The following is a 24247-nucleotide window of genomic DNA, read 5'->3' on the forward strand; positions in this document are numbered from 1 at the left end:
TTCTATTCGTCCGGGTTGCGGATTTCTGTATAGCTTTCTGAGTGCCAATCAACGTTGACCTGGTCTTTGGTGTCCAAGCCTTGGTCTGGTTGCTCCGGAACTTTAGCGATGATGTTCCGGCGCGCACGGCCCGCTCGAAGCTGACGTTCGATGCGTTCGGCCAGGAGGCCCAGCCCCCAGTTGATGAGGATCATGATGATCGCAACGACGATGAGCGAGGCCAGGTAATTCTTGTTGTAGGACGCCGATTGGATACCGGAGCGCACCACCTCGACATAGCCAATCTGGTAGCCCAACGCAGAGTCCTTGAGCGCAATAACCATCTGGGCGATGAGGGCCGGAAGCATTGCGGCTACTGCTTGCGGGAGCAGAATGGTACGCATCGTTTGCCCATGCGAAAGGCCCAGCGCTCGAGCGGCTTCAGTTTGCCCCTTGGGCAGCGACTTGATTCCGGAGCGCAGAATCTCTGCGACGACAGAGCCGTTGTAGAGGGTCAACGCGAAGACCACGGCGCTAAACGCCAGCTGTTTCGACGGAACTACGTTATAGATGGCGAAAAGCTGGTAGGCAAAAATCATGAGCAGCAGGACGGGGATGGCGCGGAAGAATTCCACGACCACACCACACACGCCGCGTACGATGACGTTCTCGCTCAATCGGCCTAGGCCGAAGATGACGCCGAACACGATGGCCAAGATGATGGATGCTACAGCGGAAAGGATCGTTCCGCGCAGGCCAGGGAGCAGGTACGTGGTCCACGTTTGGCTGTTAAGAAAAGGGGTCCATAACGCGGAGTCGAGTTGCCCGCGCTCACCCAATGTAGACAGCACCCAATACAGTGCAGCTAGCGAGAGAACGACGGTGATGACGGTATAGATGAGATTGCGCCGCTTGCCCTTGGGGCCGGGGGCGTCGTAAAGCACGGTTGCGCGTACAGCCATTATTTCTTCACCGCCACAGTTTCGGAGAGTTTGCCTAGGCCTAAGCCCATGGGCAAGGTCAGGATGATGAAGCCCAGCGCGAAGATAAAGAAGATGACAAAGAGCTGGCTCGCATGCATCTCAATGGTGGATTTCATCAGTAGGGAAGCTTCTGCCACTCCGATTGCGGAGGCGATCGTGGTGTTCTTGGTCAACGCGATGAGCGTATTTCCCAGGGGGACGATTGCCGCACGTACCGCCTGAGGGAAGACGATCGTGCTAAAGGTCTGTGAGAAGCTCAAACCCAGCGATCGTGCGGCCTCGGCTTGACCGAAGTCCACGGTGTTGATTCCCGAGCGCAAGGATTCCGCAACGAATGCCGAGGTGTACAAGATGAATCCGACGATGGCGAGGCGGAAGTTGTTATCCACTAGGAAGGTCGAAGAGTCCCGGCTAGCAAGCGTGAGCCCTAGGTTCTGGTACAGGCCAAAAGAACAGAACAGGATAATGAGAGTCAAGGGGGTATTGCGCACCGTCGTGATGTACGTCGTGGCAATCCACCGCAGGATTCTTACGGGGGAGACACGCATGGCAGTGAGGATGGTGCCGAGGATCATTGCGCCGATGGCAGACCAGAACGTCAGCTGGATGGTGAGCCAAAAGGCTGGCCATAGTTCGGGGCCTAGTGCGGCCCACATGGATTCCATAGAAATCTCCTACTAACGGGCCTGCGCCGAGGCTGAATGTCCTCGGCGCAGGCTAGGTGGGGGCTAATCGAGCGTTTAGGAGTTGAGGAAGGAGAGGTCACCGACGGTGGCCTCGTCGATGCCCTCGCCCTTGTCCAAGTTCTTGGCTACGAGGTTGTCGAACTCGCCGGAGGAATGAAGCTCTTCCAGGGCCTTGTTGACAGCGTCTGTCGCCTCTTGATCATCCTTCTTCAGACCCGCGCCGTAGTACTCATCGGTGAAGGGCTTGCCGTCCTTCTCCAACTCGACGACCTGGAACTTGCCAGGATTCTGAGCGGCGTAGCCGTTAAGAATCGTCGCGTCGGTAGTCATGGCGTCGACGTTGCCCTGGCTCAGTGCCTCCACACAGGAGGAGTAGGTGTCGTACTCCTGCAGCTGCACGCTGGGCAGAGCTTCCTTCACCTTCTGTGCCGGGGTGGAGCCGGTGACAGAGCACAGGATCTTGCCGTCGAGGCCCTCGAGCCCGCTGATCTCCTTGTTATCAGCCTGGGTAAGAAGCGCTTGGTGGGTGATGAGGTACGGACCAGCGAAATTGACCTTTTCCGCGCGGGAAGCGTTGATGGAGTACGTTGCGGTGATGAGGTCAACCTCGCCGTTTTCGATCAGAGTTTCGCGCTGCGCGGACGGAGTCTCGCGCCACTCGATCTCCGGCTCCTCCCACCCCTTATCCTTGGCAATGTGGTTGACCACGTAGGTGGCAATGTCAACGTCGAGGCCGGTCATAGAACCATCGCCCTCGCGCAGGCCCAGACCCGGTTGGTCGAACTTGGTGCCTAGGGTGACAGAGCCAGACTCGATAGCGCCGAGAAGGCCCTCGCCTCCGCTGGCGGAGTCAGAGGAATCACCACACGCAACGAGCAGAGCGCTGGATGCGGCGATGGCGGCGGCGGTGGCAGTAATGCGGTTGAAAGTGCGGGACATGAGATTCTCCTTGATGAGGTGAGTGGAAAATGAATGAAGGTAGAGAAAAGAGGTGAACTGGTAACCGTTTAGTGCTGCAGGATCTTGCCCAAGAAGTCCTTTGCTCGTTCTGATTGTGGGTTGGTGAAGAAGGATTCCGGGTCGGTGTCCTCGACGATGGCCCCGTCGGCCATGAACAGGATGCGGTCGGCCGCGCGCCTGGCGAAGCCCATCTCGTGGGTCACCACGACCATGGTCATGCCTTCTTTGGCCAAATCCGTCATGACGTCAAGCACCTCGTTGACCATCTCAGGGTCGAGAGCTGAGGTAGGTTCATCGAAGAGCATGACTTTCGGGCGCATAGCCAAGGCACGGGCAATGGCGACACGTTGTTGCTGGCCGCCGGAGAGCTGTGCAGGGTATTTTTCTGATTGATTAGCAATTCCAACGCGGTCAAGCAGTTGCATCGCACGCTCTTCGGCCTCGGACTTCTTCATCCTGCGGACTTTGATAGGCCCCAGAGTGACGTTGTCCTTGATGGTCTTGTGTGGAAAGAGATTGAATTGCTGGAACACCATGCCCACGTCCGCACGCAGCTTGGCTAGCTCGCGTCCCTCTTCAGGAAGGGGAGTGCCGTCGATCGCGATGGAACCCTCGTCGATGGTTTCAAGCCGGTTGATGGTGCGGCACAGGGTGGACTTGCCGGAGCCGGACGGACCGAGAACAACGACGACATCGCCGCGGCCAATCTCCAAGTTGATATCGCGGAGCGCGTGATAGTCACCGAAGTACTTATTGACTCCGTCCATCTTGATCATCGGGCCGGAATGGTCGGTCACATCACACCTCCTTAGATAGAGTGAGCTGAATCATATGTAGAACAATAGGCGTGTGGATAGTGGAGGCGGGGAGGTTTGTGTAACAAATCCATAACTCTTATATGCGGTCGGGGCATTATGAGTAGTGGGGTCGTCCAGTTAGAATGTCCCCACGTGAGCTCCCCCGTAACTAATAACCAGCCCCGCACCTATGAGGTGCGGACCTTTGGCTGCCAGATGAACGTTCATGATTCCGAGCGCATTTCCGGCCTGCTCGAGGAGGCCGGCTACTCGGCGGCGCCGGATGGCGCCGAGCCTGACCTCATCGTATTTAACACCTGCGCCGTGCGCGAGAACGCCGACAAGCGCCTGTACGGCACCCTGGGTGCGCTGAAGAAGACGAAGGAAAACCATCCCGGCATGCAGATCGCGGTTGGCGGCTGCTTGGCGCAGAAGGATAAGGACACCGTCTTGGACCACGCGCCGTGGGTGGATGCGGTTTTCGGAACCCATAACATGGCGGCGCTGCCGGCACTGCTTGAGCGTGCACGTCACAACAATGAAGCGCAGGTGGAAATCGTCGATGCCCTCGAGGCTTTCCCCTCCGTACTGCCGGCAAAACGCGAATCCGCCTATGCTGGGTGGGTCTCGGTCTCTGTGGGCTGTAATAACACCTGTACTTTCTGCATCGTCCCTTCGCTGCGTGGCAAAGAGGAAGACCGCCGCCCCGGCGATATCCTCGCAGAAGTTCAGGCCCTGGTAGATCAAGGCGTGTCCGAAGTGACCCTATTGGGGCAGAACGTCAACGCCTATGGCGTCAACTTCGCGGACCCAGACCTGCCGCGTGATCGCTTCGCCTTTTCCAAGTTGCTGCGCGAGGTAGGCAAGATTGAGGGTCTCGAGCGCTTGCGTTTTACCTCGCCGCACCCGGCCGAGTTCACCTCCGACGTTATTGATGCCATGGCGGAGACATCGGCTGTGTGCCCGCAGCTGCATATGCCGCTGCAGTCTGGATCTGACAAGGTCCTCAAGGACATGCGCCGTTCCTATCGCACGAAAAAGTTCTTGGGGATTCTCGACGAGGTCCGTGAGAAGATGCCACACGCGGCAATTACCACCGACATCATCGTGGGCTTCCCAGGCGAGACCGAGGAGGATTTCGAAGCCACGATGGACGTGGTTCGCCGCGCACGTTTCGCCTCCGCTTTCACTTTCCAGTACTCGCCGCGCCCCGGCACCCCGGCCGCAGAAATGGATAACCAAATCCCCAAGAAAGTTGTGCAGGAGCGCTTCGAGCGCCTCGTCGCCTTGCAGGATTCCATTCAGGCAGAAGAAAACGCCAAGCTTGTCGGCACTGATGTAGAGCTGTTGGTGCAGGCGGAAGGCGGCCGCAAGGCCGCCGAGACCCACCGCCTCACCGGACGCGCGCGTGATGGTCGCCTTGTTCACTTTGCACCAGTCGATGCCGCGGGCAAGGACATCTCTGCGGAGATTCGCCCCGGTGATGTTGTGCACGCTACCGTGACGGATGCAGGCTCCTTTTTCCTGGTGGCTGATTCCGGCGTGAGCGAGCACCGTCGCACGAAGGCCGGCGATATGTCGGCGGCGGGGCAGACGCCCACGACGGCACCGATTGGGGTGGGTCTGGGTCTGCCGGGCGTCGGCAAGCCCAGTGCTCCTGCCGATTCCTGCGGCTGCTAAAAGGGGGTAGGCTCCGTTTTATGAGTGATGACTTAAAGTCCGTTCACGATGCCGTTGCTGCTGAGAAGCGCGCAGCGCAGACTCTCGAATTGGGAAAGCATAAATATGCGCTCATCGTGGCCGTCGTGGCGTGGGTTGCTTACTTGGTTTTGCCCTATGCCGGTGATGCCCGCGGCTGGGAAGCTCTCTTCGTCGGTGGAACGGCCGAGGGCGTGCGTATCTCCCTCATGGAAACCGTCAGCGCATGGCTAGCGCTGGGTGGAGTGGGGATCTTAACCACCGCCACGATTATCACTCGCCGGACCAAGCTGGCTCTCGTAGCGTGGATGATGACGACGATCTCTTTCTTCGCTAACCTGTGGGGATTTTGGTACAGGGACAGCGCCTCGGATGGCGCTGCCATAGGTATGTACGTGGGCGTCTTCTCAACGTTGGTCGCCTTTCTTGTGTACTGCCAGGTAGCACTGCGCCGCAGTCCTGAGCAGTTGGCCGCCGCAGAACGCGTGCGGGAAGTCGCCGGCCAGCTCGATCACGTGGGAGTCCTGCAGACCGAAGCCGCTACCGAGCTGCCGGCAGAACAGAATCCGCTGCTTATCGACGACCGCCGCTCCCGCGCGGCCTCCCGCCACCGGCGCCAGCAGGACGAGGAATAAGCGCTACGAGATTCGTGTTGTGGAGTGCATGACTACACTCTTCGACTCACTTGAAATGGGACGACTGACCCTGCCAAACCGCGTGACCATGGCAGCGTTGACCCGCTCACGGGCAGGTCGCGATGGCGTCCCCACGCATTTGCACGAGACGTACTACACGCAGCGCGCTTCCATGGGTCTTATCGTGACGGAGGGCGTATTCCCCGCAGTGACCAGCCGCGCTTTCCCTGGCCAGCCCGGTATCGAAACTCCAGAACAGATTTCCGGCTGGCGGCGAGTGGCCGATTCCGTCCACGAAGCTGGCGGACGCATTTTCATGCAGATGATGAACGGCGGGCGCCTTTCTCATGCCAGCCTCCTCGAGGGTGCAGAACCGGTGGCACCCTCTGCGCTGGCATCGGGCACTGCGGTCCGAGATTTCGAATCCCGCAAGGAGTGCCCGGTGCCCCGCGCTCTCGACATCGAGGAGCTACCGCGCATTGTCGATGAGTTCCGCCAAGCTGCCCGCAATGCCATCGATGCGGGGATGGATGGCGTGGAGCTTCATGGTGCGAACGGTTATCTGCTGCACCAGTTCCTTTCTCCGAGCTCGAATCACCGAGAGGATGCCTACGGCGGAACCCCGGAGAAGCGCTACCGCCTGGTAGTAGAGATCCTGCGTGCCGTGGCGAAGGAGATCGGAGCCGACCGCGTAGCGCTGCGCCTGTCCCCGCAGCACAATATTCAGGGCATTGAGGAAACCGACGCTGCGGATGTGCGTGCCACCTATGGTAGGTTGCTGCGCGCTGTCGCAGACCTTGGTTTGGCCTACGTCTCCTTCCTGCATGCAGCGCCTACGGGTGAGCTCATTACTGAGCTGAGCGCCGAAGCGCGTGCTAACGGGCGTACCCGTGTCATCCTGAATTCGGGGTTTGGACAGGTGACCCAGCGCGCGGAAGCCGAGGAACTAGTACACCACGGTGATGCCGTGGCCGTGGGCCGGTTGGCCATCTCCAACCCGGATCTCGTTCGCCGCTGGCAGGAGGAGCTTCCTGTCACTGCGCCGGATGAGGCCACGTTCTATACGGGTGGAGCGCACGGCTACACCGATTACCCGTTCTATACGGTTAGCTCGTAGGCACTGCTCGCCGAGATGACGTGCGCGCCGAGACGCGCGTAGAGCGCATTCATCGCCGGATCCGCCTGGGCAACTGAGCAGTAAGCCCGGCGGACGTCGGGCCAGTGGTGCGCCACTGCGTACTGGGCATGCTGCTTGGCGCGTGTAGCCAAGCCACGCCGGCGCTGTTCGCGGTCTGTCACGGTAAGAGTCCACTCGCATACCTCAGGGTCCGCATCGCCGTGGCGGGAGAGTTCAGTAAGTGCGACGACGCGTCCCTGTTCGACAATGCCGACGAGGAGCGTATGTGCTTTGCGGGAGCGCAGCCGTGCGTGCGCTTCATTCAGGCGCTGTCGTGTCCACACGATGGGCTCGACGCTTAAGTCACCGTAGACCGCGTCGGTGGAGGCTAGGGTGAGCAGGTGCAGGACATCATCAAGCAGCTCCTCCGGGATGTCGTAGTCGGGCCACACCTGTGCACCAACAACTGGGGGAGTGGGGGCAATCTCGACGAACATCTGGCGCTCGGCGTGCTTGCAATGAAACCCGAGCTCAAGGTAAGCCTGCGACATCGGGTCATAGGTATGGTCCGCGTCTGGCGGGTACAGCATGCCAACCTGGGCAGTCGTGCGGCCCAGCTGGCGGGTAAGCCGGAGTGCCTCGCGGGCGAGGGATCGGGTAACGTCGAGAGCCTCTGGCTCTAGTTCCTCCCCAGGCAGGGGCAGGAGATCCGCGGCGAGGACGCATTCGATATCGGCGTTCTCCGTTTCTTCCAAGAGCGGAAGGGAGATGTGGATGAAGCCATCGAAATCGATTTCGGGGCTGGGCTCTGCCGCTGAGATAACGGGTAGACCCAGCTCACCAGCCCGCCCCAAGGCGGAGTCAGTCAGCCCAAAGAGATAGGTGCGAGACTCTGTGGAGCCTTGCAGGCGCTGAAGCACACGGCGCGGGGAACCGCTGGCAGCGGGATCGCCACTGGCCTCTTGGGCGGCGAGGTTGGCGTCGAAAACGAAGCTGCGCAGGCAATCCGCCGGCTCAGCTGAGGCCGAACCCGGTGGCGCGACAATCTGAACGAACACTCAGACCGAGGGTGCTACTTGTCGTTGACAGCAGCCGCTGCGGCATCCGCGAATTCCTGCCACTGCTTGGCCTGGGCACGCAGATCTTCCGCCTTCTTGGTGTTGCCCTTGGCCTCGGCAGCTTCTGCCTGCGCGGTGAAGTCATCAACCTTGGACTGGAACTGGGCCACGCGGGCCTGGGCTTCCGGGTCCGTACGGCGCCATTGTGAATCCTCGGCGTCGCTCACGCGTCTTTCCAGCGCCGAGATCTTGGCCTCGTACTCGCGCACCTGCTTGCGCGGGACGAAACCAATCTCTTCCCACTTTTCCTGCAGCTCCCGCAGTTTGGCTTTTGCCGTGTCGATGGACTTGGAGGGGTCAATCAGGGAGTCATACTCCGCAATGAGCGCATCCTTGGCGGCGGCGTTCTCCGCGAACTGCTTGTCCCGCTCGTCATTGACGGCGTTGCGAGCGTTGAAGAAATGATCCTGGGCGGCGCGGAAACGGGCCCAGAGCTTGTCGTCGATCTCACGAGGGGCGCGGCCAGCGGCCTTCCACTCCGTCATGAGATCACGGTAAGCGCGCGCCGTTTCGCCCCAGTTGGTGGACTCCTTAATTGCTTCTGCGCGCTCTACCAGCTCTTCCTTCTTGGCGCGGGCGGCCGCGCGGTTGCGATCCAGTTCGGCGAAGTGGGAGCCGCGGCGGCGGTTGAAGGAGTCACGGGCGCGAGAGTAGCGCTTCCACAGGGCATCATCCGTCTGGCGGTCGATGCCACGGATCTGCTTCCATTCCTCCAAGATAGCGCGAATACGGTCGCCGGCGGCCTTCCACTCCGTCGAGTTGGCGGCGATGTCCTCGGCCTCGGCGGCGAGCTTTTCCTTTCTGGCAATGGCCTCTTCGCGGCGACGAGCCTTGTCAGCCTGTGCCTGCTCACCGGCTTCTACGGAGTGCTCGATGATCGTGGCTAGGCGCTTGTCCAATGCCGCGATATCACCGATTACTGCCTGTGTAGGTAGGGACTCTCGCAGTTCCGCAGCAGTCGTCTTGATCGACGCGGCATCGCCCGGATGGGCTGTGAGGCGGGATTCTAGTAGTTCGATCTCGGTGGACAGATCGTCATAGCGTGCACCAAAGTGCGCCAAGCCCTCTTCCGGGGTGCCGGCCTGCCACTCGCCGATTTTGCGTTCGCCTTCGGGGGCCTTGACGAATACCGACCCATCAGCATCAACGCGGCCCCACTGGGCGGGATCATTCTTTGCGGGCTGCACGGGACGTGCGGCCGGGGCAGAGGAAGACGGGCCGGGACGAGCGCCCTTGCGAGGCATGGCTCCAGGGGAAGGAATAGCGGACATGCTAAGAAACCACCTTCGGTATTATCGCGCCGCGCGACACGGCTGCCAGAACTTATGTGACACAACACTACCGTTTCCGCCGCGCAGCCGCGTGTTAACCCCGAAAAACTAACCTTATAGGATGGGAGTTGATGCAAAATCTCATGGTTATGCCAGCCTCACCGGCCTTGGCGGAAGAATTGTCACCCAGCGATGACGCGTCGCGCGCGCTCCTTAGCGCCGCCTGCGAGCTCACGCGTGATGCCGCACGCGTCAACGGTAGTGCACCGCTTAAGGTCGATATCGTGGGATCGCGCGATGCGCGCTGGCGTACCGAGCACACAGGAAGTTTGAGAGCGTGGGGCGCACCCCAGGTCGACGTCGGCGGCGGAAACTACCTGCCCGAAATAATGGCCCGCTACGTACTCACTAGCGCGCTCGGGGCAGAAAGCAGTCACCGCGCCTTCACGGTGGAAGACTCCCGCGCCGACCTAGGGGAGGTGCGTTCCGGACGGTTCACAATAGTGTGCGTTGATGGCTCTGCAGGCTTGACGGAGCGCGCGCCGCTCGCCCTCGTCAAGGGTGCACGGGACACTCACCTGTGGTGCGAAAGCGTGCTGGCCGGCGCGGAGGAAGACTGTAACGAAGAGCTGCTCCATTCGACGGGAGTGCTCGAAACGGCACTGTGGGCACAGCTGGCAGGCGTGCATCCACGGCATGCGGAGCTTCGGGCAGCGGATTCAACCCTCGGGGTAGGGCGCTATGTGGCGGGGTGGCAGTGCTAATGCCTAAGACTCTCAGCAGCGGCCCAACCCCGATTGCCGTCGTGGGCCCGACGGCCTCCGGAAAATCAGCACTCGGAGTCGCCTTGGCGCACGAGCTCGACGGGGAAGTAGTCAACGTCGATTCGATGCAGCTTTACCGGGGCATGGACATCGGCACGGCCAAGCTGACGCTGGAGGAGCGCGAAGGTATCCCACACCATCAGCTCGATGTGTGGGACGTGACGGAAACGGCGTCGGTAGCGCGCTATCAGTCCGCTGCCATCGCGGATATCGAGAGTATTCGAGCGCGTGGCAACACCCCGATCTTGGTGGGCGGCTCCATGCTCTATGTCCAATCACTCGTGGATGATTGGCAATTCCCACCCACTGATCCGCAGGTGCGCGCTCGCTGGGAGGCCCGGCGCCAAGAGATTGGTACCGATGCCTTGCACGCAGAGCTTGCCAGCGTGGACCCGGCAGCCGCGGCCATCATCGAAGATAAGGACCCGCGCCGTACCGTGCGCGCACTGGAAGTCATCGAGCTTACAGGCAAGCCTTTCAAAGCCAGCCAGCCACCGAAGAACGCCCCGCCCCGGTGGGGCACGAGAATCCTCGGGTTGCGCACGGAAGCCAGCTGGTTGAACCCGCGCATCGAGCTGCGTAGCCGCCTCATGTTCGACAAGGGGCTGGTGGAGGAAGTAGAGAGCCTCCAAATCCGCGGCTTGAAGGCTGAGTCTACGGCCGGGCGGGCGATTGGCTATGCCCAAGTTCTCCAAGCACAGCGCGGAGAGCTGACATGGGAGGAGACAGTGGAGCGCACTATCACCGGAACCCGCCGCTATGTGCGCCGCCAGCGCGCCTGGTTTAACCGCGATAAGCGGATCCACTGGTTGGATGCTGCGGCTGACACGAGAACGCAGGCTTTGCGTGTCCTCGAAGGGCGTTAGACTCTACTGCTATGAACTTTGCTAAAGGCCACGGAACTGAGAACGACTTCGTCATTGTGGAGGGAACCGAGCCGCTACCAGCGGAAAAGGTAGCGGCACTGTGTGACCGTCGAGCGGGAATCGGCGCCGACGGTGTACTGCGCGTCATCCGCGCCGGTGAACTGCTCGCTTCTGGAGAAATCGATGAGCTCGCGCCGGGTATTAACGCCGATGACTGGTTCATGGACTACCGCAACGCGGATGGCTCCGTGGCGGAAATGTGTGGCAACGGCACCCGCGTCTTCGCGCATTGGGTCCGCTCCCGGGGGTTGGTGGACACCGATACTTTCACCGTCGGCACGCGCGCTGGGGCCAAGCAGGTCACCGTCCACTCCTTCAATGAGACCGCGGCAGAGGTCAGCGTGGAGATGGGACCAGCACAGGTGCTCGGTGTTTCCACCGCCTCGATGGCAGGAGAGAGCTTCGCCGGGCTAGGAGTGGATGTGGGAAACCCCCATTTGGCGGCCGTTATCCCGGGGCTTAGCGCAGAGGCCCTGGCTGGCAAGCGTCTTGAGCAGCCCGTCTTCGATACTGATTTTTTCCCGGCAGGCGTCAACGTAGAGCTGGTGACACCTTTGCGCGATGGTGTGATTCACATGCGCGTCTTCGAGCGCGGGTCAGGGGAGACCCGCTCGTGCGGCACCGGAACGGTAGCGGCAGCGTGCGCCGCGCTTGCCGATTCCTCCCACACCACCGGCCACGTCCGCGTCATCGTTCCGGGCGGCGAGGTAGAGGTGGAAATCACCGAAGATGGCTCCACGCTGACGGGGCCTTCGCGCATCGTAGCAACAGGCGAAACCTCACTATAGGGCTTTTCGGGACGGCGTTTAGCGCCCGTCCCCCTTTTTGTAGTTGGTGCCCAAGGCCAAGGCGGCGCGGCGGGCGGCGAGCCAGGATTCCTTGAGCTCGGCGGCCCGATCATCGGCCACCTTGAGCAAGGATTCGAGTTCGCTGGTGCCAGTATCTGGCGAATTAACCCGCGCATCGAGGCGGCGCAAGAAACGCTGCGCGCCATGCATCTTGTAGTGGAACGCTTCGATAGTGGGGTTCGTGCAGTCGACGTCGGCAAGCGCCGGGCGGTGAAGCGTGCGGTCCGCTAGTGCTTCAGCATCGTCGCTCGTAGCAAACGTGGCGTAGTCCTCGAGGACGCCCGTGATGTCTTCCACCGTGAGCGCAATGGAAGCCCTCAGCGCCGCATGTTCCGAGGCATCGGGGCGGGCGCCGGCCAAGAGCCATAGCGCCCCGCAGATAAAGACGGCGAGAATAACTCCCGGCAGCTTCAGCGTCAGAACCAGTACCGTAGCGGTAACCCCGGCAAGGAGCAGGGCAAAACCCTGACGCTGAGATGCGGAAAAACTCATGCTTACGACTCTACGGTATGCCTAGTGGCCGCCGCAGCCCCCAGAGCCACAGGCGCAGCCGCCGTCGCCACCACAACCACCGGTGGGCAGCGCAATCGAGGCGGTCAGCATCGCCGAGCCCGCAAGAACGGAATCCTTCGGCGGCAGCTCACCAAAGCTCTCCGGCAGGCACAGATCGAAGGGGAAGGTGCCATCCATGACGAGGTGCATGAAGCGCTCACCTGTGAGCTGGTTGTGGCGCCACTCGGATTCCATGACCCGTGCGGAAAAAGTGCAGCCCGGGGTGGGGGATTCGGCGCCGGAACCGGCCGCAACAATTGCCGCGCCAGTGGATTCAAACGTGGCTGGGTAGGCACCCTTCTCGGCTTTGTAGGCTTCAGTGCTGCCGAAGACGGTGACGTCAAGACCCATCGCGGTGAGCTCTACCTGTTGCCACTGCTGGGTGTCCTCGTCGACAAGGAGCGGGCCCTGCGCCAGGTTTGCCGTTGCTTGCGCGAGCACGTTTCCGAAAGGATCGATGATGTCCAGGTAAGCCAAGACATCATTGATCATAGAGACGTGAGCGAAGCCTTGAGTAACGCCCTCGAAGCCGATGAAGGTGGCGAAAGGCTCGACGGCAAGGATATTGAGTTGCGCCCCGGAAGGATCCGAGAACTGAATGAGTTGTCCTCCGCGAACCTCCCCGGTGACTGCCAGCTGGTTGGTGGAAATGGCTGCTTCGACGGCGTCTTGCCAGCGCTCGTAGTTGAGGCCAATGGCCTGCATCTCTGGGTGGGTGGTCTCTTTGACGGTCATGTGGCCCATTGTATCTGGCGCCGCGATGACTCAAAAATGTTGTCGGTGAGCCTTGCCGCCGGGATCGGCGCAAGGTCGTGTGCAACGGAGATTCTCTGTTAAGAGGCGTGACGTGCAAGAATAGAAAACATATGACACAAGAAACCCATGATGATCTCCTCGCGCAGGCTTTTGGTGAGCCCGCGCCCATGCCACAGGTGCCGTCCACCGGTGATTTCGACCTCGCGGAGCGCAATGCCTTCCGGCGAGTGAACCGTAAGACCACGATCCGCTCAGAAGACAGCACGGACATCTACGAGGTGGAGTACCGCAAGCTCCGCCTTGAGCAAGTGATCTTGGTGGGCGTGTGGACTGAAGGTACCGTGGCCGAGGTTGAGGCCACGATGGCGGAGCTTGTCGCGTTGACGGAGACCGCGGGTGCAGAGGTCATCGAAGCCCTGTATCAGAAGCGCGACAAGCCGGATCCTGGAACCTATATCGGTTCCGGCAAGGTGAAAGAGCTCAAGGATATCGTGACTGCCACCGGCGCGGATACCGTGGTGTGCGATGGCGAACTTACCCCGGGCCAGCTCACGGCATTAGAACGAGCGCTCAACACCAAGGTTATCGACCGCACCATGCTCATCTTGGACATCTTCGCGCAGCACGCCAAGTCCAAGGAAGGTAAAGTCCAAGTCTCGCTCGCACAGCTGGAGTATCTTTACACCCATACACGCGGTTGGGGCGGTAGCCTCTCGCGCCAGGCGGGTGGTCGAGCCGGATCCAACGGCGGTGTCGGCCTGCGCGGACCCGGTGAAACCAAGATTGAGACGGACCGCCGCCGCATCCGCACGCAGATGGCGCTGTTGCGCAAGGAACTTAAAGGGATGAAGACGGAACGCGAGATCAAGCGCTCGCGCCGCGCATCCTCAACGATTGCGCAGATCGCTATTGCTGGCTACACCAACGCCGGCAAGTCTTCGCTCATCAACGCAATGACGGGCGCTGGCGTGCTGGTGGAGGATGCGCTGTTCGCTACCTTGGACCCCACCACCCGGCGCGCCGAGCTTGCTGATGGCCGCCAGGTCGTCTTCACCGATACCGTTGGTTTCGTCCGCCACCTTCCCACACAGTTGGTGGAGGCCTTCAAGTCCACCTTGGAGGAGGTCCTCGCAGCAGACTTGATGCTGCACGTCGTGGACGGCTCAGATCCCTTCCCGCTGAAGCAAATTGAGGCGGTTAATGCGGTCATCTATGACATCGTGAAGGAAACCGGCGAGGAGGCCCCGCCGGAGATCATCGTCATCAACAAGATAGACCAGGCCGATCCGCTGGTGCTGGCGGAGCTTCGCCACGCCCTCGACCGTGACAACGTGGTTTATGTCTCCGCCAAGACGGGGGAGGGTATCGATGAGCTCACCACGCGCGTGGAGCTCTTCCTCAATTCCCAGGACGAGCATGTGCAGTTGCTCATTCCGTTTACTCGCGGGGACGTGGTCGATCGCATCCATACTCAGGGTACGGTGCGCAGCGAGGAGTACACGGGGGAGGGCACGCTTGTCGACGTCCGCCTGCCCGCCTCCATCGCCGCCGAACTCAGCGAATTTCGCGTGACTGGTGAGGACGCTTAGGTTTCGGTGCTCGCGTGAGCCATAATTATGGTTCGTGAGTAATTTTGGCTGGGCCGTCCACGGGGACGGAAAGACGATTAAGCCGGGCGCGGTTGTCGCACCCGAAGAACGATTGAGCTGGGGCCGCACCATCGGCATCGGCATGCAGCACGTGGTGGCCATGTTCGGTGCGACGTTGCTCGTGCCCACCCTGACCGGATTCCCGGTCAATACGACGCTGCTGTTTTCAGGCCTGGGAACAATCCTATTCCTCCTGATTACCCGCAACCGCCTGCCTTCCTACCTGGGATCCTCCTTCGCGTTCATTGCACCGTTGAGCGCCTCCCAGCAGTACGGCATTGGCGCGCAGGCAGGTTCCGTCTTAGTGACTGGCCTGGTCTTGGTGGCGATTGGTTTCGCGGTGAAGGCAGCGGGCCGCAAGGTTCTTGACGCCGTCATGCCGCCGGCCGTGACCGGCGCCATTGTGGCACTGATCGGCCTCAACTTGGCACCCAATGCTGCCAGCAATTATTCGAGCCAGCCTCTAGTTGCCACGGTGACGCTGGCGGTCATCATCCTGGCCACCGTGGCCGGTCGCGGCATGGTTTCGCGTCTGTCGATTCTTATCGGTGTCGTCGTCGGCTGGGCTTTCGCGGCGGCCACGGGCAACCTGGGCGAGGGGGCCGTGGAGTCCATCCGCGAAGCAGCCTGGATTGGCTTCCCGCAGTTCCATGCGCCGGAGTTTCACGTCTCCGCCATCGCGGCAGCACTTCCAGTGCTGGTGGTGCTGATTGCGGAAAACGTCGGCCACGTCAAGGCGGTCTCGGAGATGACTAAGCGCGATCTCGATGATTTAGCCGGCGACGCTCTCATTGCCGATGGCCTGGCTACCTCCTTGGCTGGTGGTTTCGGCGGCTCCGGTACAACGACCTATGCGGAGAATATCGGCGTGATGGCCGCGACCCGCGTCTACTCCACGGCCGCCTACTGGGTAGCTGCTATCACAGCCATCGCTCTGGCCTTCATCCCGAAGTTTGGCGCGCTCATCTTTACCATCCCCACCGGCGTGCTGGGTGGTGCTTGCATTGTCCTCTACGGCCTCATCGGCATGCTGGGCGTGCGCATCTGGATGGACAACAAGGTCAACTTCAACAACCCGGTCAACCTCACTGCGGCGGCGGTGGCGCTCATCGCGGGCATTGGCAACCTCACCCTCGACGTCTTCGGCGTGACGCTGGAAGGTATTGCCTGGGGCTCTGTCGGCATCATCGTGCTCTACCCGGTGATGAAGAAGCTCTACGGCACCATTGGTGAGGGCCGCGGCGCGAAGTACTAGAGGCGCTTACGCCGACTAGCGAGGATAAGGGACCGGAGTAAAGGCACCATCTGGACGCGTATTTACGCAAACCCCAGGTGATTGCGTGCAGAAATCTGTATAAGGTGCGTTTGCTTCGGTCCCTCTGCGGCATGAAGACGCGCATACACATGGTTCCATTCAAACGGTTTGGGTCAGAAGGTTCTCCTGAGGTCAAATGAACCTTCTAGGCACCTCCATATGGTTTCCTTGCCCCCAACAGAACCGTTTGAGTAGAGCCTGATGACTAGAACCTTGTGCTAGACAACCAAGCAACAGAAAGCTCCCGCCACCCTCAGTACAAGAGGGAGGCGGGAGCTCTGCCGTTCTATAAACGGAAAGTGCTTTAGGAAGCGTCGAGGTCCTGCTCGATGAGACCGGCGATCTTCTCCACAGCGGCCTCGTTCTCGGAGGTCACGGTGACTTCGTCGCCCTGCTCGGCGCCGAGAGCCATGATCATGAGGGAAGAAGCGGCATCGGTCTCATCCTCGTCCTCATCGCCAACGAGGGTGAGGAAGATGTCCTCATCGAACTCAGCGGCGGCGTCAGCGATGATGGAGGCCGGACGTGCGTGCAGTCCGACGGAGGAGCCAACCTTGACGGTCTTAGAAGCCATGATGATAATCCTTTCGAATTACGGTATTTCGTGCTTACAAGTGTACGCGGGTTAGGTGCTAGGCGGCAGCCTCGGCCATGTCGGCCTTCGCAGCAGCCTCTTCAGCAGCCTTGTTGGGCCAGAATCGCTTCATCGCGATAACCGCAATGGCGGACACGATGACGCCGGCGAGAATGGCCACGAAGTAGGCCCACGCAGGTTCGATAGCAAAGATGACGAAGATTCCGCCGTGCGGGGCGCGCGACATGACGTCCAGGGACATCGATAGAGCACCAGTGACGGCGCCACCGAGCATCATCGAAGGGATAACGCGCAGCGGGTCGGCAGCGGCGAACGGGATAGCACCTTCGGAGACGAAGGACAGACCCAGCAGCCAGGCCGACTTGCCGTTCTCCTGCTCCGCGGGCGTGAACAGGTTCTTGCGTACGAAGGTAGCGATGGACAGCGCAATCGGCGGAACCATGCCGGAGGCCATAACGGCGGCCATGATCTTCATGGAAGCCTCATCACCCGTGGACAGACCAGCGGTGGCGAAGAGGTAGGCAGCCTTGTTGACCGGACCACCCAAGTCGGAGCACATCATCAGGCCGAGGATGATGCCCAGAAGGACAGCGGAGGATCCGGACATGGAGGCCAGCCAGTTCTGCAGGCCTTCCATGATGGCGGCCAGTGGGGCACCGAGAACCAGGTACATGAGCAGGCCAGTAATCATCGTGGCGAGCAGCGGGATGATAACGACAGGCATGAGGGAACCGATCCAGCGCGGGACCTTCCACTTGCCAATCCACATGGCCACGAAACCCGCGATGAGACCGGTGACCAGACCACCGATGAAGCCGGCGCCCAAGGTAACAGCAATAGCACCGCCGGCGAAGCCCGGCGCGATGCCCGGGCGGCCTGCCAGTGCGAAGGCGATGTAGCCGGAGAGCGCTGCGACGATGAATCCCATCGCCGCTTGACCGATAGCGAAAAGCACGGCGCCGATGTATAGGGCGAATCCTGCCTTCTGGAAGGTCATCATTTCGCCATCAACCATGACGTCATGGCCCGGCAGGTTGGTCAGCGAGTAATCGGTGGTGATGGCCTGCCAGCCGTTTGCCATGTCGTAGCCACCGAAGAGGAAGCCCAAGGCCAAGAGGAGGCCACCGGCGGCGACGAAGGGAACCATGTAGGACACGCCGGTCATGATGGCCTGCTGAATGCGCTTGCCCCAGCCCAGTCCTTCGCCTTCTTCCGCGGAACTAGAGGAGGCTGCGCCTGCAGTGCCCGCAACCTTGTGCGCGTTAGGGTTCTTGGACGCAGCGATAGCCTCATCGAGCATCACACCCGGCTCGTTGATGGCGCGCTTGACGCCCGATTCAATGACGGGCTTGCCGGCGAAGCGCTCCCGGTCGCGAACACCGACATCGGTGGCGAAAATGACGGCGTCGGCAGCCGCGATGGTGTCTGCAGAAACAGCGGTGTTATTGGAAGATCCCTGGGTCTCTACGGTGAGCTCGACATCGTCGCGCTCCTCGGCGGTCTGGGTGAGGGCGTCGGCCGCCATGTATGTGTGGGCAATGCCGGTCGGGCATGCGGTGACGGCCACGATGTGAGTCTTCTTTGAGTCCACAGCCTTGGTCGAGGCAGGCGCTGCAGCCGCAGCGGCAGGTGCCGATTCACTGGACGTCGCCTTCTTCTTCGGCTTTTCGGCGTTAACCACGTCGAGTACCAGGGAGACGATTTCCTCCTTGGTCTGCGCGGTGCGCAGAGCCTCCAGGAAGTCCTTCTTCACCAGCGCGCGGGCAAGCTTGGAGAGGATCTTCAGGTGTGCTTTACCGCCACCTTCCGGGGCAGCAATGAGGAATACCAGGTGGGCGTCACCATCGGGGCCGGAAAAGTCCACGCCGCGCGAGAGGCGGGCGAAGGCCAAGGTGGGTTCAGACACTGCGGCGGAGCGGCAGTGCGGGATGGCAACCCCGCCGGGAACACCGGTGCCGGCCTTGGCTTCACGCTCGATGGCGGGGCCGGCCAGCTCTTCGATGGAGGTGGCGCGGCCGGTGTCATGGACAAGCGTGGCCAGGTTGGTAATGACTGATTCGATGCTGCCACCGAAGTCGGCGTCGAGCGCCACAAGGTCGGTGGTGATGAGTTCTGATGACATCGGGTAAGTACTCCTCAGTACTGCTAAAGGTCGGTGACGGCCTGAACCGTCGTGTGTTTAATATCGAGTTCTTCAGGGGTTGGTATCTGGGTTCCTGGGAGCGCTGCGGCAGCCGATCCGTAGGCCACGGCCTGACGCAACGCTTCGGGGTAGGAGGCACCGCTGCGGCGGGCGAGGATATAGCCGGAGAGCGAAGAATCGCCGGCACCCACGGTGGAACGGAGGGTAATGGGCGGGGGAGTAGCGGCCCACGCTTCATCGGTGGTGACCAGCACTGCGCCAGCGCCACCTAGGGTGACGAGAACCTCAGGAATGCCGCGCTTGACGACGACCCTCGCGGCCTCGACCACACCGCTGAAATCACCGTTCTCTGCGGCAGCTTCGAGGGCCTGGCCATCAACGTTGGCTAGCTGGCCAAGCTCAAGGCCATTGGGCTTGATGAGATCGGGGCTGGCTACCTCGAGGTTCTCTCCGAGAGCCACCATAGGGGCATCGGAGGTGTCGACGGCTACACGGATGTTGGGGTTCGCCTCGCGAGCGACAGTGATGAGCTGCGTGTACCAGTCGGTGGGAACCCCCTTGGGCAGGGAGCCTGCCATGACGATCCACTCGGCGTTGGCGCAGTGTTCAGCAACGGCCTGTGCCACGTCTTGCTGAACTGACTCATCGAGCGTGGGGCCGGGACCGTTGAGTTTGGTCGTCCGGCCGTCTGGCTCGGTCAGAGTGGTATTGGTGCGCACCGCGCCGGCCGTGTGTACTGCATGTACGGGGATGGACGCGTCATCAGCAAGGGCCAAGAAAGGATCAGCGGGGGCGGCGGGGAGCAGCGCCAAGCTGTCGACGTTGGCGAGCGTTACGGCATGCGTAACGTTGACGCCTTTACCGCCAGCAACGCTGGAGACAGACTCGGCGCGGTGGACAGCACCGGGGTCGAGCGCCTCGTTCAGGCGCACTGTGGCGTCGATGCTCGGGTTGGGGGTCAAAGTAAGGATCATCGTGGACAATGTCCCCTTTCGCGGAGTGCGTATATTGGGGCAAAAGCGCCGCGGCGGCTCGAACAAGAACTTCGGTGCAGATTGCCCGTGGTCAGCGTGAAACTAATGTTGCTTAATGTTGATTATTGCCCGTATGTGTCCGAATGTCAACGGAATCACTGTGGTTTTCGTTGCATTTTTGACCGACTTGTGATGATCTGGATAGAGAAAACATCGTCTCCGTAAGGATATGTGTCATGGAAAACGCATCCCCATCCACCATTAAAGGCACCGGCGTCGTCGCCGGCGTTGCATACGCTGAGGCGGTGTGGGTCCGCCCACGCCCAGAACTGCCCACGGCGGGAGAAACCGTGCCGGAGGAGCAGCGTGATGCTGAGTACGATCGCTTCCTCGAAGCGGCGGACATTGTTGCCAGCCGCCTTGAGCAGCGGGCAGCTGGGGCCGAAGGCCAGGCTGCTGAGGTTCTCGGTGCTACCGCCGGAATGGTGAAGGACCGAGGCTGGCACAAGGCTGTACGCAAGGGTATTCGTAGCGGCAAGAACGCCGAGTATGCGGTCGTCGGCGCAACGGACAGGTTCGTCACCATGTTTGAGGCCGCCGGCGGCGTGATGGCAGAGCGCACAACCGACCTTAAGGATGTGCGCGATCGCGTGATTGCACAGCTACGCGGTGAACAGGAACCGGGCCTGCCCATGGTCGAAGGCGAGGCGGTACTGCTGGCGGATGACCTCGCTCCAGCGGATACCGCTACCTTGGACATTGCGCATATCAAGGCACTGGTCACCGAGCTCGGCGGGCCGACGAGCCATACTGCAATCATCGCCCGCCAGCTGGACCTTCCGTGCATCGTCGCAGTTGGCGCTGATCTCCGCTCGATTGAAGCGGGAACCCAGATCTTCGTCGATGGTTCCGTGGGAACGGTGTCCCTTGGCGCGGATCGTGACACCTCACTTAAGGCAGTTGAGGAATACCGCGAGAAGGCAGCGCGAGTGGCCGAGTGGCGTGGCCCTGCCCAGACCAAGGACGGTCACCGCGTGCAGCTGTTGGCCAACGTGGCCGACGGGAACGCAGCTCGCATCGCCTCGGATTCGCAGGCAGAGGGGATCGGCCTGTACCGCACGGAGCTTTCCTTCCTCTCTGCCAGCGAAGAACCGACCGTGGAGGAGCAGGCACGCATCTACGGCAAGGTTTTCAACGCTTTCCCCGAATCCAAGGTCGTCGTTCGAACGCTCGACGCCGGATCGGATAAGCCGATTTCCTACGCCACGTTGGACTCTGAGGAGAACCCGGCCTTGGGTGTGCGCGGCCTGCGCATCGCCCGAAACAACGAGGCGCTTCTCACCCGTCAGCTCGACGCCATCGCACAGGCCGCGGAAAAGCGTGCTGATGGCGCTACCACTTGGGTCATGGCGCCCATGGTGGCCACGGCAGTAGAGGCGAAGTGGTTTGCTGAACTGTGTCGTGAGCGCGGGCTCATCGCCGGCGCGATGATTGAGGTGCCTGCAGCGGCCCTGATGGCCGATACCATCATGCCGCACCTCGACTTCGTGTCCATCGGTACCAATGACTTGACTCAGTACACGATGGCCGCGGACCGCCTGTCGCCGCAGCTGGCCTACCTGACCGATCCGTGGCAGCCGGCCGTGCTGCGTTTGATCCAGCACACGTGCGTGGTGGGTCGCGATAACAATGTGCCGGTTGGTGTCTGTGGTGAGGCCGCCGCCGATCCCATGCTCGCTTGCGTGCTGACTGGCCTTGGAGTCACCTCACTGTCCGCAGCGTCGACCGCAGTTGCGGGCGTTGGTGCACAGCTGGCTGAGCTCACACTCGAGCAGTGCCAGAAGATGGCGGAGGCGGCTATCAACGCCGAAAGCCCAGCAGATGCGCGATCCGCAGTGATTGCGCTGCTGGAGGAATACCAGACTGCCTAGTAGCTCTAGCTTGGTTTAGGCCGCTGCTGAAACAGGGAGGTGTGGTTCCCCGAGAGGCCCCTCGGGGAACCACACCGCCCTTACGCGGTCGTGGGATGAAACCGCCTATTTCTCCGAAGCGATAATCACGTCGATGCCGTGCTCGCGCAGGGCTTCGACGTAGGCGGCTGGAGCAGCGGCGTCCGTAATGACGACATCAATCTCATCGAGCGAGGCAAAGCTGACCAGATAGTCATTGCCGAGCTTCGACGAGTCACACAAGACGACGACGCGATGCGCGTTGGTAACAAAGGCCGACTTGATAGCTGCTTCCTGTGAGTCCGCCGTGGATAGCCCATGGTCGATGGTCAGGGCGTTGGTGCCGATGAAAGCAACATCTGCGCGCATCAGCGCCATGGTGCGAAGGGCGGTATCGCCGACGACGGCTTGGGTGATCGCGCGCACCGTGCCGCCTAGGAGCTGCACCTCGGAAACACCATTGCTGGCCAACGAGAGGGCGATCGGTAGGCTATTCGACACAATGCTGAACTGGCCAGCAGAATAGCGCTGTCCGATGAGGTCAGCGAGGGCGTTGGTGGTAGTTCCAGCGTCGATGAAGATACTGCCCCCGTCGGGAAGCTGCTCTAGTGCGGCGCGGGCGATAGCCATTTTCGCGCCCGTGGCGGAACGCTGACGAGTATCGAGTGTAAATTCTGCAGTCTGGAACGATTGGGAAGCAACCGCACCGCCATGAACGCGGTGGACAACTCCTTCCCGGTCTAAGACCGCGAGGTCGCGGCGAATCGTCTCAGCGGTAACATCGAAGCGTTCGGAAAGCTCAGTGACATTGACTCGGCCTTCGACGGCGGTCAATGACGCAATTTGTCGGCGACGCTCTTCTGCGTACATAGTTCCTCCCAGTGAAGTTTGCCTGTGGTAGTCGCTGCGCCCGGCGGTGATAATAAGTGGGGCCGGGGCATGTGAGCGAAGAGAGCAACGAATGTTGCGGCGATGCTTCTATTGTCCCACTGAATGCGAACAAAACGGAACCAAACAAATAAAAGCTCACATTGCTGGCGGCAAACGTGCGAGAAAAACAATGTTTATACTGCATGTTTGCAAATGTGTGATGTCGGACGCTTAAACGGCGCGATTCGGACATGTACACACACAAGGGGGTAAAAAGAAAAAATCCCTCCCTCCAGTTCGCCCGCACCGAGTGGAAATAAGCGGTGGCGTGGGCAACCGGTTGGGGGAGGGATAGTTGTGGCTTAGGGGTGCCTAAAGCTTGCGGAACACCGATACAACCTTGCCCATGATTTCGGCCTCATCGCCCTTGATGGGAGCGTAGGCGTCGTTGTGGGGGAGGAGCCACACTCCAGAAGAATCGCGGTGGAACTCCTTTACAGTTGCTTCTTCGCCTTCGAGGAGTGCAGCGACGAATTCGCCTTCTTCGGCGACGGACTGGGAGCGGATAATAACCCAATCGCCATTGAGGATTCCGGCGTCCTGCATAGAGTCGCCGACGACCTGCAGCATGTAAAGCTCGCCGCTTCCCAGGATCTCACCTGGCATGGGGAAGTAGCCGTCGATGTTTTCTTCGGCGGTGATAGGAGAGCCCGCGGCGATGCGGCCGACTACTGGGATGTAGTTCGGCGTTGCTGCATCCTCGGGGACGTCGGGAGTGGACTGCCCTGCTGTGGTGTTGGCCTGCCCGGCTTTGCGGCCCGGCTTCTTTGGATCGTCGGCGCCGGGGAAGTGGCGCACATCAACGGCGCGCGGCTTGTTTGGATCGCGGCGAAGAAAGCCCTTCTCCTCTAGTTGCTTCAACTGATAGGCCACGGAAGACGTGGACTGTAGGCCTGTTGCATCGCCGATTTCTCGAATGCTTGGCGGGTACCCGCGCAGCATGACAGCGTCATGGATGACTTCCAAGATGCGGCGCTGACGGGCGGAAAGTGAGTCGAGGGTAGGTTGGTCGCTTCGCTTCGGCTTGCGGGGCATTCTTACTCCTAGGGCTATCGGTGTGCGCAAAACAGCGCGTCGGGTTGAGGCGTGCAGGACGCTGGTGGGCATCGCGGTGACGTCTCGTTGGTTGCTCATCGTGGCGTGCGCCGTATTGGTGTTTCCGTTTCCTTTTTAGCACGTAAAGAAAAAATGTTCGACTAACGCCGCTTGGATGTGGACAAACTTTCGAGCGCCTGCTATAAATCGAACATACAGACCAAATCGAACGGTTGGTCGATGGAAGTGTTCGACGATGTCGAACCTCGCTCTTACACTTCAGGCATCACCACAATGAAGAAGAAGTCCTGGAAAGGAACTGTCATGGCCATTGCACTTAATACCAGCTCTGCTCTGCATGGAGTAACTCCCGAGAAGTCCGGAAAGGGTCCTGTGCTCGTCCCGCCCGCGGCCGTGTGGGAACCTGAGCGGTGTCACTCGTTCGCGTTAACGCGTGAAAGTGGTTTGTCGCGTGTTCGAACGCTCGAGCCGAGAGATAGAACACAG

At 60.8% G+C, this 24247-nt stretch carries 22 protein-coding genes; 9 read left to right on the forward strand and 13 right to left on the reverse strand.

Annotated elements, in window-relative coordinates:
* Positions 1–2: 2 nt before the first annotated feature.
* The 4 genes from HMPREF2806_RS06270 to gluA form a co-directional block, all read right to left on the reverse strand.
* Positions 3–941 (reverse strand): amino acid ABC transporter permease, encoded by a 939-nt coding sequence (locus tag HMPREF2806_RS06270; protein WP_046649359.1) that lies wholly within the window; start codon positions 939–941, stop codon positions 3–5.
* Positions 941–1627 (reverse strand): glutamate ABC transporter permease GluC, encoded by a 687-nt coding sequence (gene gluC / locus HMPREF2806_RS06275; RefSeq protein ID WP_046649360.1) that lies wholly within the window; start codon positions 1625–1627, stop codon positions 941–943. The genes HMPREF2806_RS06270 and gluC overlap by 1 nt, the downstream gene beginning before the upstream one ends.
* Positions 1628–1702: 75 nt before the next feature.
* Positions 1703–2587, reverse strand: coding sequence for a glutamate ABC transporter substrate-binding protein (locus HMPREF2806_RS06280; protein WP_070513069.1), 885 nt, complete (start codon positions 2585–2587; stop codon positions 1703–1705).
* 68 nt (positions 2588–2655) lie between these two features.
* Complete coding sequence (gene gluA, locus HMPREF2806_RS06285) at positions 2656–3384, reverse strand: glutamate ABC transporter ATP-binding protein GluA (RefSeq protein ID WP_046649369.1); 729 nt, start codon at positions 3382–3384, stop codon at positions 2656–2658.
* Positions 3385–3522: 138 nt separating this feature from the next.
* Between gluA and miaB the strand changes: the two genes are divergently transcribed.
* Genes miaB through HMPREF2806_RS06300 form a run of 3 tightly spaced genes read left to right on the forward strand, consistent with a single transcriptional unit; the run spans position 3523 to position 6855 of the window.
* Positions 3523–5085 carry a tRNA (N6-isopentenyl adenosine(37)-C2)-methylthiotransferase MiaB gene (miaB, locus tag HMPREF2806_RS06290; RefSeq protein ID WP_083295550.1) on the forward strand — a complete coding sequence of 521 codons (1563 nt, stop codon included), beginning with the start codon at positions 3523–3525 and terminating at the stop codon, positions 5083–5085.
* Between the two features lie 20 nt (positions 5086–5105).
* A complete protein-coding gene (locus HMPREF2806_RS06295; protein ID WP_049157551.1) occupies positions 5106–5738 on the forward strand; it encodes an Rv2732c family membrane protein in 633 nt (210 codons plus the stop codon).
* A 28-nt stretch (positions 5739–5766) separates the two neighbouring features.
* Complete coding sequence (locus HMPREF2806_RS06300; protein WP_070516861.1) at positions 5767–6855, forward strand: alkene reductase; 1089 nt, start codon at positions 5767–5769, stop codon at positions 6853–6855.
* Here the strand turns inward: HMPREF2806_RS06300 and HMPREF2806_RS06305 are convergent.
* Both HMPREF2806_RS06305 and HMPREF2806_RS06310 read right to left on the reverse strand, forming a co-directional pair.
* Positions 6837–7913 carry a GNAT family N-acetyltransferase gene (locus HMPREF2806_RS06305; RefSeq protein ID WP_070516863.1) on the reverse strand — a complete coding sequence of 359 codons (1077 nt, stop codon included), beginning with the start codon at positions 7911–7913 and terminating at the stop codon, positions 6837–6839. The genes HMPREF2806_RS06300 and HMPREF2806_RS06305 overlap by 19 nt on opposite strands.
* A gap of 14 nt (positions 7914–7927) precedes the next feature.
* Positions 7928–9244: a DUF349 domain-containing protein gene (locus HMPREF2806_RS06310; RefSeq protein WP_070516865.1), complete on the reverse strand. Its 1317-nt coding sequence runs from the start codon at positions 9242–9244 to the stop codon at positions 7928–7930.
* Between the two features lie 131 nt (positions 9245–9375).
* On the opposite strand from HMPREF2806_RS06310, the gene HMPREF2806_RS06315 reads away from it, so the two are divergent.
* The 3 genes from HMPREF2806_RS06315 to dapF are packed head-to-tail and all read left to right on the forward strand — an operon-like array spanning position 9376 to position 11782.
* Positions 9376–10008 (forward strand): hypothetical protein, encoded by a 633-nt coding sequence (locus tag HMPREF2806_RS06315; protein ID WP_070516867.1) that lies wholly within the window; start codon positions 9376–9378, stop codon positions 10006–10008.
* Positions 10008–10934 (forward strand): tRNA (adenosine(37)-N6)-dimethylallyltransferase MiaA, encoded by a 927-nt coding sequence (gene miaA / locus HMPREF2806_RS06320; protein WP_070516869.1) that lies wholly within the window; start codon positions 10008–10010, stop codon positions 10932–10934. Before HMPREF2806_RS06315 ends, miaA begins: the two co-directional genes overlap by 1 nt.
* 11 nt (positions 10935–10945) lie before the next feature.
* Positions 10946–11782 carry a diaminopimelate epimerase gene (gene dapF / locus HMPREF2806_RS06325; RefSeq protein WP_070516871.1) on the forward strand — a complete coding sequence of 279 codons (837 nt, stop codon included), beginning with the start codon at positions 10946–10948 and terminating at the stop codon, positions 11780–11782.
* An 18-nt stretch (positions 11783–11800) separates the two neighbouring features.
* On the opposite strand, the gene HMPREF2806_RS06330 is transcribed toward dapF, so the two are convergent.
* Positions 11801–12334 carry a hypothetical protein gene (locus tag HMPREF2806_RS06330; RefSeq protein ID WP_070516873.1) on the reverse strand — a complete coding sequence of 178 codons (534 nt, stop codon included), beginning with the start codon at positions 12332–12334 and terminating at the stop codon, positions 11801–11803.
* Positions 12335–12355: 21 nt separating this feature from the next.
* Positions 12356–13138, reverse strand: a complete 783-nt coding sequence (locus HMPREF2806_RS06335; protein ID WP_070516875.1) for a hypothetical protein — start codon at positions 13136–13138, stop codon at positions 12356–12358.
* Between the two features lie 122 nt (positions 13139–13260).
* On the opposite strand from HMPREF2806_RS06335, the gene hflX reads away from it, so the two are divergent.
* Positions 13261–14739, forward strand: a complete 1479-nt coding sequence (gene hflX, locus HMPREF2806_RS06340; protein WP_070516877.1) for a GTPase HflX — start codon at positions 13261–13263, stop codon at positions 14737–14739.
* A 34-nt stretch (positions 14740–14773) separates the two neighbouring features.
* Positions 14774–16054, forward strand: a complete 1281-nt coding sequence (locus tag HMPREF2806_RS06345; protein ID WP_012715094.1) for a uracil-xanthine permease family protein — start codon at positions 14774–14776, stop codon at positions 16052–16054.
* A gap of 364 nt (positions 16055–16418) precedes the next feature.
* Here HMPREF2806_RS06345 and HMPREF2806_RS06350 read toward each other — a convergent pair whose 3' ends face one another.
* From HMPREF2806_RS06350 to pfkB, 3 genes are read right to left on the reverse strand one after another with little or no spacing between them, the layout of a single operon-like run.
* Positions 16419–16688 (reverse strand): HPr family phosphocarrier protein, encoded by a 270-nt coding sequence (locus HMPREF2806_RS06350; RefSeq protein WP_010190265.1) that lies wholly within the window; start codon positions 16686–16688, stop codon positions 16419–16421.
* Positions 16689–16746: 58 nt separating this feature from the next.
* Positions 16747–18831, reverse strand: a complete 2085-nt coding sequence (locus HMPREF2806_RS06355; protein ID WP_070516879.1) for a PTS fructose transporter subunit IIABC — start codon at positions 18829–18831, stop codon at positions 16747–16749.
* A gap of 23 nt (positions 18832–18854) precedes the next feature.
* Positions 18855–19826 (reverse strand): 1-phosphofructokinase, encoded by a 972-nt coding sequence (pfkB, locus tag HMPREF2806_RS06360; protein WP_070513101.1) that lies wholly within the window; start codon positions 19824–19826, stop codon positions 18855–18857.
* 236 nt (positions 19827–20062) lie between these two features.
* Between pfkB and ptsP the strand changes: the two genes are divergently transcribed.
* Complete coding sequence (ptsP, locus tag HMPREF2806_RS06365) at positions 20063–21757, forward strand: phosphoenolpyruvate--protein phosphotransferase (protein WP_070513104.1); 1695 nt, start codon at positions 20063–20065, stop codon at positions 21755–21757.
* Positions 21758–21862: 105 nt separating this feature from the next.
* Here ptsP and HMPREF2806_RS06370 read toward each other — a convergent pair whose 3' ends face one another.
* On the reverse strand, positions 21863–22645 hold the full coding sequence (locus tag HMPREF2806_RS06370) for a DeoR/GlpR family DNA-binding transcription regulator (RefSeq protein WP_046648229.1): 783 nt from the start codon (positions 22643–22645) through the stop codon (positions 21863–21865).
* A gap of 372 nt (positions 22646–23017) precedes the next feature.
* A complete protein-coding gene (gene lexA / locus HMPREF2806_RS06375) occupies positions 23018–23740 on the reverse strand; it encodes a transcriptional repressor LexA (protein WP_046648227.1) in 723 nt (240 codons plus the stop codon).
* Positions 23741–24247: the final 507 nt, after the last annotated feature.

It is taken from the genome of Corynebacterium sp. HMSC076G08, assembly GCF_001811515.1.
GTDB lineage: Bacteria > Actinomycetota > Actinomycetes > Mycobacteriales > Mycobacteriaceae > Corynebacterium > Corynebacterium hiratae.